The organism is Arthrobacter sp. 01T419, assembly GCF_056398865.1.
In genome coordinates, this window is record NZ_JBFTQF010000001.1 from 200,026 (window position 1) to 211,585 (window position 11,560).

Annotated in this window: 9 protein-coding genes; 4 read left to right on the forward strand and 5 right to left on the reverse strand. The window is 58.5% G+C overall.

The window, feature by feature from the left end:
* Nucleotides 1-6: 6 nt before the first annotated feature.
* The 4 genes from AC1DLO_RS00940 to AC1DLO_RS00955 all read right to left on the reverse strand — a co-directional run bounded on the left by AC1DLO_RS00940 (nucleotide 7) and on the right by AC1DLO_RS00955 (nucleotide 3,667).
* On the reverse strand, nucleotides 7-822 hold the full coding sequence (locus AC1DLO_RS00940) for an ABC transporter permease (protein WP_476888458.1): 816 nt from the start codon (nucleotides 820-822) through the stop codon (nucleotides 7-9).
* Complete coding sequence (locus tag AC1DLO_RS00945; protein WP_476888459.1) at nucleotides 801-1,550, reverse strand: ABC transporter permease; 750 nt, start codon at nucleotides 1,548-1,550, stop codon at nucleotides 801-803. The genes AC1DLO_RS00940 and AC1DLO_RS00945 overlap by 22 nt, the downstream gene beginning before the upstream one ends.
* 201 nt (nucleotides 1,551-1,751) lie before the next feature.
* A complete protein-coding gene (locus AC1DLO_RS00950; protein ID WP_476914380.1) occupies nucleotides 1,752-2,750 on the reverse strand; it encodes an ABC transporter substrate-binding protein in 999 nt (332 codons plus the stop codon).
* Between the two features lie 77 nt (nucleotides 2,751-2,827).
* Nucleotides 2,828-3,667 carry a fumarylacetoacetate hydrolase family protein gene (locus AC1DLO_RS00955; protein WP_476888461.1) on the reverse strand — a complete coding sequence of 280 codons (840 nt, stop codon included), beginning with the start codon at nucleotides 3,665-3,667 and terminating at the stop codon, nucleotides 2,828-2,830.
* A gap of 755 nt (nucleotides 3,668-4,422) precedes the next feature.
* On the opposite strand from AC1DLO_RS00955, the gene AC1DLO_RS00960 reads away from it, so the two are divergent.
* Nucleotides 4,423-5,898, forward strand: a complete 1,476-nt coding sequence (locus AC1DLO_RS00960) for an aldehyde dehydrogenase family protein (RefSeq protein WP_476888462.1) — start codon at nucleotides 4,423-4,425, stop codon at nucleotides 5,896-5,898.
* Between the two features lie 170 nt (nucleotides 5,899-6,068).
* Nucleotides 6,069-6,767, forward strand: a complete 699-nt coding sequence (locus AC1DLO_RS00965) for a maleylpyruvate isomerase family mycothiol-dependent enzyme (RefSeq protein WP_476888463.1) — start codon at nucleotides 6,069-6,071, stop codon at nucleotides 6,765-6,767.
* Between the two features lie 516 nt (nucleotides 6,768-7,283).
* Here the strand turns inward: AC1DLO_RS00965 and AC1DLO_RS00970 are convergent.
* Nucleotides 7,284-8,210 (reverse strand): LysR family transcriptional regulator, encoded by a 927-nt coding sequence (locus AC1DLO_RS00970; RefSeq protein ID WP_476888464.1) that lies wholly within the window; start codon nucleotides 8,208-8,210, stop codon nucleotides 7,284-7,286.
* A gap of 107 nt (nucleotides 8,211-8,317) precedes the next feature.
* Between AC1DLO_RS00970 and mdlC the strand changes: the two genes are divergently transcribed.
* Nucleotides 8,318-9,907, forward strand: a complete 1,590-nt coding sequence (gene mdlC, locus AC1DLO_RS00975; protein ID WP_476888465.1) for a benzoylformate decarboxylase — start codon at nucleotides 8,318-8,320, stop codon at nucleotides 9,905-9,907.
* 701 nt (nucleotides 9,908-10,608) lie between these two features.
* A complete protein-coding gene (locus tag AC1DLO_RS00980) occupies nucleotides 10,609-11,529 on the forward strand; it encodes a LysR substrate-binding domain-containing protein (protein WP_476888759.1) in 921 nt (306 codons plus the stop codon).
* Nucleotides 11,530-11,560 lie beyond the last annotated feature (31 nt).

The following is an 11,560-nucleotide window of genomic DNA, read 5'->3' on the forward strand; positions in this document are numbered from 1 at the left end:
GTTCTCCTATCGATTCCTGGCACGCATGCCGCGGTGCCAGCGCAAAACTACCGATTCGAACCCCCAGAACAGGAGGTTCAGGGCAAAGCCGATCAAGCCGAGGAACACGATCCCTGCCCACATGCTCGGGATGGCGAAGCTCCGCTGGGCCTGCAGGATCTGGAACCCGATGCCGTTCGTGGATCCAATCATCTCGGCAAACACAATCACTGTGACACCGATTGCGAGTGCTGTACGCAGACCTGCGATAATTTGCGGGCTGGCAGCCGGAAGCAGGATCAAAAAGAGTTTGTCCCGGAACTTGATGCGATAGCTCGCAGAAACGTCCCGCACCGCGGGGTCGATACCCCGAACACCATCAATCGTGTTAAGGAGTATTGGCCAAACGGTGCCGTAAATGATGAGAGAGATCGGCATGGCCGGTCCGATACCGAAGAGCAGCAACGCGGCAGGGAGCAGTGCGACTCCCGGCACAGCGCGCAGGAACTCCATGACGGGTGCGACAATTTCGCTGAGCACCGGCATTAGCCCAAGGATCACGCCCAAGCTCACCCCGACGACTGTTGCAATCCCGAGTCCCGCGGCGAGCCGGAGTAGCGTAGGCAATGCGTCCGTGAGCAGGATTGGAGAGAACCACACCTGCACAAATGCATCGAGAATCCTCGATAGAGGAGGAAAATACGGCGCTTTGCTTCCTGCGCTGAGCATCCACCACCCTCCGAGGAGCAGTACGGGTACCACGGCTTCGACGAAAAAGCCTCTCGCACGTCGTCCGGCCTTGAGTTGTTGCCTGGGACGGGTCACCGATACGATGGATGCCATTTCAATGCTCTCCTTTCGATTTCGAGCAATCCCACGTTGATCAAGAACCCGAGTACACCGCAGACCGCTATGTACGCGTAGACGTTGGCTATACGGGCTCCCTGCTGGGCCATGTCGAGTTCGAGACCGATTCCAGGAGCACCACCGATGATCTGTGCGCCGATAGTGAGGAGCAGACTCATAGTTGCCGCAATTCGGAACCCAGTCGCGATGAATGGCGTTGCGCTCGGAACGATCAGGGCGGCAAAAACCCATCTGCGCTTGAGGCGGTATGACTGAACCACATCACGGCTGACCGGGTCGACCTGGTGCACGCCGTACATTGTCTGGATTAGCATCGGCCAGACCGATCCGAATACGATCAATGCGACCGCCATCTTCGGGGTCGCTCCAAAGAGAAGTAGCACAAGCGGGATCAGTGCGACCGGTGGGATCCCCCGGAGGAAATCAATCGTGTTGCGGAACATTCGATAGGCGAGGGACGAGATACCAAACGCAACCCCGAGCGGAAGAGCGATGCCAGTTGATATCCCGAGCCCCACCGCCCAGGTGCCGAGCGTTGCGACTATCGCCACCCAGAACGCCTGGGTGAAGACCAGCTCTGAGAGCGCTTTGCCAATCTCTGCAGGGGAAGCAATCGCCGTGGTTGGGATGAATCCGTTGAGACTGCCAAACTGCCACAGGACGAGCAGGCCGAAGATACAGCACAGCCGCAAGATTGTTTTCAAACCCGGCCCGTAGCTGAGCCTGTGACGCCCTAGCGGGTACTGGGCCGCGGCAACTCTTTTGTCATGGAGCACGTTCTCTCCCGTCTTGGCCGTGCGATTCGTTCCAATGGGATACGACCGTGCATCCGCAGTCGATGAGGCGGCCCGAGTGGTGAGTGTGGCCGGTGGACCAAAGCTGCTCCCCTCCTTTTGCGACTGCATCTAGTTGGGCAGGTAGACGTGGTCGGACAAATCATCAACAGGTTTCTTGATGACCGCGTACCGCACCATCATCGTTTCCAACTCGTCAACCTGGTCCATCGTTAGCGGACCGAACCCAGGCACCAACATCTGCTCGATCTCTGAAGGCTTCACCGAGGTTGAGGTCTTTGCGACTGTGCGCACGAGTCTGGGATCTGCCTGGAGTTTCCCTGCCGCCGCGTTGATCGATGAAACGAAGGCCTTCACGGTCTCTGGGTTCTTTTCAACGTATTCGGTCGAGGCGATGTACACGAGTTGTGGGAGACCACCCGCCGCGGCCGCGAATGCTCCGCCATCAACCGGGCGGACACCTGAATCCGAGGCCTTTGCCCTGGTGACAAATGGTTCGGTGGTAATTGCCGCGTCGACTGTGCCCCGGGCAACGCTGGTCTGCATCTCGGGGATGGGCAGCTCGATCCACTTGATCGAAGCTGAATCGCCCCCAGCGTGATCGACCGTTGCTTTGTAAGCCACCTGGGCGAAGGCGTTCAAGGCATTGACTGCGACGGTCTTACCGTTGAGGTCGACCGGTGAGGTGATCGCGGAATCTTTTGCGACAATCGCGCTGTTGGGATCGGCGGCGGCATCGTGCGGCACTACACTGCCGTTCGCAACGATGGTGAGGGGAGTGCCCTGGGAAATGGCCACAATTGCTGAGACCGGGTCTGATGCTGCGAACTGAAGCTGACCATTCAGGAGCAATGGCACAGCTTGAGCACCGCTCTGCAGTACTTGCGGAGTCACCTCGATACCTGCTGCCGCATAGGAACCATCGTTAATGGGCAAATAGAGGGAGGTATTACCCGCAGACGGGCTGGTGCTTACAGCGATCTGGGTGAGCCCTCCATTTGCAGAGGATTTGGTTGAGTCCCCAGCGGGTGCCGGCTCGGAGCATCCTGTCAGGGACGCGGCCAACACCATTGCGGATGCGGCGAAAATTTGGGGTTTGGTTAGGTGCATAACAATTCTCCTTTGAATAGTTACTCAAACATGGCGTGAGCATGCGCGCGCAAGAGTCGGGGCGCCACCCCGCTATCTCACCAACCCTTGACCACGGAGTTGGATAGCCTGCCGACTGTTTCCACCACCGCTTCGATGGTGTCCCCCGGTTCCATGCTCTCCTGCGGATCGCGGAAAAATCCGACGCCGCCAGGGGTGCCGGTGGTGATGATGTCACCCGGCTGCAACGTGACATACCGCGTAATCGCCTCAAGTAGCTCAGGGATGCGCACCGTCATGTTGCCTGTATTGGAGTGCTGCCGAGTCTCGCCGTTCAGAACAGTACGGATGTCGAGGTTATAGGGATCGGGCACCTCATCGACTGTCACAATCGCGGGACCCACGGGAAGGAAGGTATCGGGCGACTTGCTCAGCATGACTTGAAACATTTCGCGCTCCATCACATCGCGAGCACTCACGTCATTCACTATGGTGTAGCCAAGGACGTAACCCATGCCATCTGCCGCTGCTACGCGACGAGCGGTCTTCCCGATCACAACAGAGAACTCCACCTCGTAATCAGTGAAGGTATCGGGAGTAGGAATTTCGATCGATGCCTCAGGGCCAATCACCGCAGAAGTAAGGAACGGTATGAATACGGGTTCGCGGACCTTGAGTCTTGATGCTGCCTCGGCAGCGTGGTCGGCATAATTGCCGCCAGTTCCGATGATTCGCGTATTCTGGCCAATCGGCGCCAGGATCTTCTCCGGATTCACTAGAGGCAGTTCGTCAGTATTCACAGCTCGGAGCGTGGCGCCAACATCGCCCGATGAGTAGAGCTCGTCCAGATTGCGCCAAGGCAACACGCGAACCAAACTGCTCGACTCCAACTTGCCAATGCCTTCTTCTCCATTGCTGAAGTACCTGACAATCCGCAAGGCGAACCTCCTCGTTCATATATCGGAGCCCACATGGCCTGCCCGATCGCTTGTTGCGTTCAGCCAGTATTCCTCCACGCCAGATTCAAGTCAATAGGAGATTTGGTGACTTTATGATTTGTGTCTGAGGCATGCCGCTCGCAGCAGATAGGTTCAATTAGCTGCGCCTTGGAGAGCCCGCTTTGGTTAAGTAATCCCGCGAGACACTGCCGTGTAACCGATCAGTTGCGGCAGGCTCAAATGCTCTCCGGAGAGGGCCGCTCAGACGATTACATGATTTAGGAAGACGCCGACATGGTGGGCGGCAGGAACTCCTACTTTCGATTCCAGAGCAGAAGGCGCTGCAGAGATTGGTTTGCATCTATCTCATGAAAGAGTGCGCTTCTATGATCGGCCGGTCACCCTTCCGGGTCCAAGCAGTTCCCGCCCTTGGCGCTAGGAGGAGGCTGCACTCAGGGAGTCCTACCTTAGGAATAGATGGGGTCTATAGGGGTGAAAGGAATATCTATTGGGCCTATCGGCCTCTTCGTATATACCCTTGTGAGACGCCACACATGAAGGTAAAGCTCCTTGCCGGCACAAAGTCAACAGGGCGTCTGCTGTATCTGCAATGTTGGAGCGACCAAAGAGAAGAAGCCGCGGCGATCCCGGCGGCTGCCTAGAGCTCAACCTCATCCGGTGGCGTTACGTCTTCTTAGAAACTCGGCCAAGCCGCACGTCGCGCGATTTCCACCCCCTAACAGGAGTAACAACCGATGACCATACCCACGCTCGAAAGCACCGCAACTTTTGCCGGTCTGCCAGTCTCCCAACAGTTCATCGCCGGTGAATGGCGGGACGGTCGGTCGGAGAAGACTCTTACCGTCACGAACCCCTACGACGACTCGGTACTAACTAGGATTCGCCAGGCCAACAAACAAGACCTTGACGAGGCGTACCGCGCCGCCGAGGCGGCGCAGAAGGAATGGGCCGCACAACCGCCCTCCGCCCGCCGGCAGGTTATTCTCCGGGCTGCGCAAATCATGGAGCAGCGTCGGGATGAGATTGTCGACTGGATCGTAAAGGAATCCGGGTCCACTGTAGGGAAGGCGCAGGTAGAGGTTTCACTGGCCGCCGGCATCACGCTGGAAGCATCTTCATTTCCCACGCGCGTCCATGGCCGCATCGTCGAATCCAACAATCCTGGCAAAGAACTGCGCGTCTACCGCCGCCCGATCGGTGTTGTAGGAATCATCAGCCCTTGGAACTTCCCGCTGCACCTGTCGGAACGCTCAGCAGCCCCGGCCCTTGCCTTGGGCAATGCAGTTGTCATCAAGCCTGCCAGTGACACCCCCGTCACAGGAGCGCTTATCCTCGCCAGAATCTTCGAAGAAGCTGGCCTGCCGGCCGGAGTACTGAATGTCGTTATCGGGGCAGGATCCGAGATCGGGGAGGATTTTGTAACGCATCCTGTCCCGGGCCTTATTTCCTTTACGGGTTCCACCCCTATCGGCCAGAACGTCGGAAAACTCGCTGCAAGTGGCAAGCACCTGAAGCATGTTGCCCTAGAGTTGGGTGGAAACGCACCCTTGGTTGTTCTCGCTGATGCAGATCTCGCTGCGGCAGTGGAAGCGGCGGTTCTGGGCAAGTTCCTCCACCAAGGACAGATCTGCATGGCCGTCAACCGCATCATCGTTGAGGCGCCCCTTTACGACGAGTTCCTTGCCCGGTTCACCGCCGCCGCCTCAAGCGTTCCCACTGGTGACCCTGCCTTTACCCAGACTCTGGTGGGACCGGTAATTAATGACAGCCAGCTTGAGGGGCTGAAAGCTAAAATCGCTGGGGCAAAGGCAGAAGGTGCGCGTACCGTCCTCGAGGGTCAGATCCAGGGCAGGGTCGTGCCCCCGCACGTCTTCGCTGACGTTACCGCCGACATGGAAATCGCGCGTGAGGAGATCTTCGGACCCTTGGTGGGGGTAATTAAGGCTGACAACGAGGCACATGCCCTGGAACTGGCCAACGCCAGTGAATTCGGTCTTTCGAGCTCTGTCTTCACGCAGGACCTCGACCGAGGCGTGCAGTTCGCCCTAGGCATTAAGGCCGGGATGACTCACATCAACGAAATGCCCGTTCACGACGAATCCCACGTCCCATTTGGCGGCGAAGGCAACTCCGGTCTCGGTCGGTTCAACGGCGACTGGGCAATTGCTGAGTTCACCACAGATCACACGGTGGGCGTCAAGCGACTCTGAGACGTGTTGCACTCTCCCTGCCATGGCGCACCGCTCGTGCCATGGCAGGGCAATTCCTCCTGCCGAGGGCTGCCTGAGGGCCCCGATAGTCTCAATCGGTACGGTTTTGGCACGAATCAGTGTTCCCCGTATCACCGTTTACGGGCCATATATACGGAGAAGGTGCCTAGATGATCATTCCTGCGCGACTGCACTCGGATCTGTCCCGCCTCGGTCGGGAGACTGAGACGTTCATGGCCACCGTCGAGTCTTTGTCCGACGAAGAAATGACCGCTGCTTCCCTATGTGGGGGACGGACCCGGGCTAGCGTCATAGCCCATATCGCCTCGAACGGGCGCGCCCTGGTCAAACTCATCGATTGGGCAACCACTGGCGAGGAGCAGCAGCCTTATGTCTCGGCCGCGGCGCGCGCTCAGGAGATTTCCGAACTAGCCGCCCTGCCAAGAAAGGAACTGCTTGGTCATGTGCTTGAGTTCGCACAATACTTCGCTGAGCAGGCCCAGAGGCTGACAGGTGATCTTGTCGTCGAAGAGGTCCACTTGTACGGCAAGCAGATACCAGCGACGTCTATCGTGGCCTTGAGGATTGCCGAAATTGTCGTTCACCACCACGATCTTGATACCGCCTGGACGATAGAGGAAGCAGATCCCGATTCCGTGCTTAACGCCATCGAAGCTGTTGTGCGGGCGCTGAACGCTAAGGGAGCACCGGGCATGACCCTGGTGACAGAGGAACGCGACCAGTGGGTGGTCGGCGACGGAACCCTGCATGTTTCCTCCGACCGCACTGGGCTACTCGAATGGTTAGCCCGGGGCAATGAGGAAAAGATCGAAGCTGGAGAGCCCCTGCCTTCCCTCCCTTCCTGGTAGGATCCGGGATGGGGAAGACTTACTGGTGATGAGGCGCTCCAGATGGCAGAGCCAAGCACTGGTTAGACGTGCTCCACAGTCGACTGAACAATAAATCGACGGCTGAGTTCCGCCGCCGTCACAATGCCTCGCTTTTCGACGGTCACCGACATACTGCTGTTGGGTAGGAGCTGGCGGCTGCCTCTTACATCCACGGTGCCCCTCCCCGACCATTAGAGCCTGCGGAGATGCGGTAGAGGCAGAGGATTACAGTGTCGTGATTAGGAGGGGTTCCGCGCTGACGCCGCGGAGCACGGCAGTGGGAGACGTTGCATAGAGTTGATGGGCCCTGTTACTACCGACGGGGCTGATACGGCGCGTCCCCCGTCGTTGATAAGGTTGGTGTCGCGATCGTCCTCCTGGACTGGACATCGTCCACGAGTGTCTAACCGGACTAGATAGCCGTTGGGCGCTCATATGACCATGAAGGGACTGTTGGGAGAACGTGCCCCTGCCGAACATCGCCCACTTGCCGCATCACCCCTCCCCGGAAGACTCCTGAAGGGCGTCACGGATAATCTTGCGCAACCACTCTAGAGCGGGTATGGGACCGGGCCGACGGTAGGTATACAAGGCCACATTTCCCTTGGCAACCGAAAATGGCAACTTAAACATCTTCACCTGGCCCTCTGCGGAGAAAATCTGCGCAACTACTTCCGGGACGATGCCCAGATAGTCCGTGGTACCCAAGATGTGAGGCATAGCGGAGAAGTGGGGGAGCATGACCGCCGGAATCTGGTCGTAGTTGAGCTCCCGAAGCCGCTGCTGAATGTGCTCGTGGCCGAGCTGATCGCTGACCATCACCCGCCGTTCCGCCAGGAATTCGTCCACAGTTGGTTCAGCTCCTATACGTGGATGCGAGACCGAGCAAATGCCCCAATAGGGCTGCACCAGAAGCTGATCCCGGACCAGACCGGGTGCATCTATACGTGGCGTACAGATTGCCGCGTCAGCCCTCCCTTGAGTGAGGTCCTCCCGTACCGTCCCATATACCAAAGGGTGAACCTCGAGGGAGACAAAAGGTGCCAGGTCCTGAATCCGTGCAAGAACGGCCGGAAGCAGTGCAAGTTCTCCGATATCCGTGAGCAACAGCCTAAAGTTACGATTTGAGGTTTTCGGTTCGAACACCGTAACGCCATGCACCGCCTCGTTCATCAGCTCCAGGGAATGGCGCAACTGGGGGTAGATCGCTGTCGCCACACTTGTCGGTGCCAACCCGTCCGATCCCCTGAGGAAAAGTTCATCCCTGAAGATGCGTCGGAGCTTGCCCAAGGCGTAGCTGACAGAAGGTTGGCTGATGAACAGCTGTTCTGCCGCCCGACTGACACTTCCTGTCTCATAGATGTGCACGAATGTCCGCATGAGGTTCAGGTCATAGTTCTCGGAAGGCGTTCCTGGTTGCATAGATATAGTCTATGGCGGACCGGCAAATATCTATTGGCTAAATGGCGGTGGGATTTCTAGCCTTTAACAAAGTGGTACATATCATCTACTAAGAAATGAGTCGATCGGTGACGCGAACCATCCGAGCAGAAACGATAGAGATCCTCCGCCAGAACAACATGACCACGGTTTTCGGCAACCCCGGCTCCAATGAGCTCCCGTTCCTGCAGGACTTCCCCGACGACTTTCAGTACATTCTTGGCCTGCACGAAGGTGCAGTGATTGCCATGGCGGACGGATTTGCGCAAGCCTCAGGCAATCCTGCCTTCGTAAACCTCCACGCCGCCTCGGGCTCCGGCAATGCCATGGGTGGACTGACCAATGCAGTATATTCTCACTCCCCCTTGGTTATCACAGCAGGCCAGCAAGTCCGATCAATGGTGGGGCTGGAGGCCATGTTGGCCAACATGGCCGCGCCCTCCCTGCCACAGCCGCTTGTGAAGTGGAGCGCAGAGCCGTTGTGCGCAGAAGACGTACCCCGGACCATCAGCCAAGCGATCCATATTTCACAGCTGCCGGCAAAGGGGCCGGTGTACGTCTCCATTCCTTATGACGACTGGGACAAAACCTCGCCCACGGAAGCACGTCATCTTGCCGGACGGACCACTGTCTCGGCGCAAGCACTTAGGGCGGACCAAGCCCGAGAAATTGTCGAAGAGTTGAACTCGGCCACCAACCCTGCGATCGTCCTCGGGCCCGAAGTTGACGCAGACTATGCCAACGATTTCGCGGTTACGCTGGCCGACAAGCTCGCAGCACCGGTATGGATCGCGCCGTCGGCGTCCCGCTGCCCGTTCCCAACACGCCACCGTAGCTTCCGGGGGGTCCTTCCGGCAGCTATCAATAGTATCTCGGAAATACTGCACGACCATGACCTTGTTCTTGTCGTCGGCGCACCGGTGTTCCGGTACCACCAGTATGCCCCGGGCGCATACCTCAAGGACGGCACCCGTATCCTCCATGTGACAAGTGACGCAGAGGAGGCCGCCAGGGCACCCATGGGCAACTCGTACGTGGCATCCGTGCGGGGAACGCTGCAAACTTTGTCTGAAAGTGTCGAGCAGACCAGCAGGCAGCAGTTGCCCGAACTGTCAGACTTCGCCGCACCTACAGCAAGCACTTTCGATGCCATCCACCCAGAGGTTGTTTTCCAGGAACTGAGGATTACGGCGCCGGATGACACTGTCTACGTCAAGGAATCCACGTCAACGTCCGATGTTTTCTGGAAGCAAATGGACCTGAAGCACCAAGGCAGCTACTTCTTCCCCGCCTCCGGCGGGCTTGGCTTTGGCCTCCCTGCCACGGTAGGAGCGCAACTCGCGCATAAGGATCGGCAGGTGATTGGCATCATTGGTGATGGCTCTGCGAATTACGGCATCACGGCTCTGTGGACCGCAGCCCAGTGCAATATCCCCTGCATTTTCCTCATCATGAAAAACGGGACCTACGGCGCTCTGAGGGGCTTCTCCAAGCTGTTGGGAACGGGCGAAACCCCCGGGCTCGACGTTCCTGGCTTGGACTTCGCACAGATCGCCAGTGGTTACGGCGTGTCAGCGGAGTCCGTGTGTACCCGGGAGGCTCTCCGCGCCGCACTGCTCAAGGCCCTCGAAAGCCAGAAACCGGCCCTTATCGAAATCCACACTCAGTTCGAGTCGTAGACCCACAACGATCTACAAAGTGCAGACATGTCCACTATCAGCGTTTATGGTTCTGGCACCGCCAAGGCATCAGTCATGACTCCTCCATTTGGCAGGCAAGGATCTTTGAGGGAGCTTGTGATTTCGAAATGACCACTAATCACACCGTTCTTGAACCTGCAAACGGGGAGTCGCTGGGAACGATCGGCTGCGCTTCCGCAACCGACATCGACCAAGCCCGCAAGCGCTACGCGAAGCAGCGTAGATGGCATGGTGCTGAAGCTCCATTCGAAGAGCGGGCAGCGGTCCTGCGGCGTGAGGCGACACTCCACGAAGAGCACCAAAAATTGGCGGCTGGTTATTCAGCAGGCGTAGCGCAGTCAGAGCACACCGGAAGAACCGCCACGCCGCGCGTGTTGTTACGAGGCCTCTGCCCAGGATCAGCGGAAATTTGAAGAAGCCGAACGGAGGGCGGGGAAATCATCGAAACCTGCGCAAGGCGCCGGCCGTAACGCCCCCTAAACCAGAAAAGATGACGACGCAGGCAGCGCTCCCGGGCGAGACCCTGAAACAAGGCCCGCAACATCCAAATCTCCGCGTGGTCAAGGAGGATTCGGTTCCGATAAGTATTGCAGCTGTCTTAATCCGGCCCCATTACAGTGTTTTGATTGGAATACTTGCCGCTGAGGTCAGCCATGTGGGACAGGGGAACGGCCGAGATCATGGAAATTCGCCAGTTGAACTACTTCATCGCCGTAGCTGAAGAACGGCACTTTGGGCGTGCGGCGAAGCGGCTGCACATGGCCCAGCCACCCCTTTCCCAGCAAATCCGTCAGTTGGAGGAGCAGCTGGGTGTGCGCCTCCTGAACCGGACCACGCGCCGGGTCGAGCTCACAGCGGCAGGCCAGGAACTACTGGACAGGGGACGGCAGATCGTCAACGCGGTCGGGACCCTCCGAGCAGACGTCTACCAGGTGGGGCAAGGCGCCGCGGGGGTGCTCCGCGTCGGCTTCTCGGGCTCGGCAACGTACGGCGTCATGCCCTCCATTGTTCGAAGCGCCAAGCAGGCCCTGCCGGGGCTTTCGCTGCAAATGCACGGTGAAATGCTTACTCCGGCCATGGAGAACGGGTTGCGCGAGGGCACGTTGGATGTGGCGCTCCTGCGCCCGCCGATCGCTGCCCCTGGGATTGATTTTCGTGTTCTGTCGCGTGAGCCACTAATTGTCGCGTTGCCGGCGTTCAGTGCGTTGGCGGTCGGCAGGCCGGTGGCCATGCACGAGCTGCAGGACCAGGACTTCATTGCCTACCCGCCAGATTCGGTGTTGCACCGGACAACGGTGAGCATCTGCCGTCAGGCAGGTTTCCAACCGCGCATCACCCAGGTGCTCAGTGAGACGACCATGATGCTCTCCTACGTTGCAGCCGGTGGTGGAGTTGCCCTCATGCCGGCCAGCATCCGCGCCCTGCAGCTGGAAGGCGTCGTCTATTGCGATATCGAGAAAGCTCCCGACGTGGAGCTGGCGGTCGCATGGCGGAGCGAGGACAGGTCAGCGCTCTTCCAAAGCTTCCTCGATACCGTAGTTGCCGTCACGACGTCCCGTCCCCGGCCTCTGTCTACCGACCATGGCCAGGGCAACGGATAGCCGTTGGAATGAGGGAGAGCCCTTACCGTCG

Excerpts from the sequence above, each read along its gene's own strand:
- AC1DLO_RS00940 (WP_476888458.1), bottom strand. The coding sequence starts at position 822 with ATGGCATCCATCGTATCGGTGACCCGTCCCAGGCAACAACTCAAGGCC.
- AC1DLO_RS00950 (WP_476914380.1), bottom strand. The coding sequence starts at position 2,750 with ATGCACCTAACCAAACCCCAAATTTTCGCCGCATCCGCAATGGTGTTG.
- AC1DLO_RS00960 (WP_476888462.1), top strand. The coding sequence starts at position 4,423 with ATGACCATACCCACGCTCGAAAGCACCGCAACTTTTGCCGGTCTGCCA.
- AC1DLO_RS00965 (WP_476888463.1), top strand. The coding sequence starts at position 6,069 with ATGATCATTCCTGCGCGACTGCACTCGGATCTGTCCCGCCTCGGTCGG.
- AC1DLO_RS00970 (WP_476888464.1), bottom strand. The coding sequence starts at position 8,210 with ATGCAACCAGGAACGCCTTCCGAGAACTATGACCTGAACCTCATGCGG.
- AC1DLO_RS00980 (WP_476888759.1), top strand. The coding sequence starts at position 10,609 with ATGGAAATTCGCCAGTTGAACTACTTCATCGCCGTAGCTGAAGAACGG.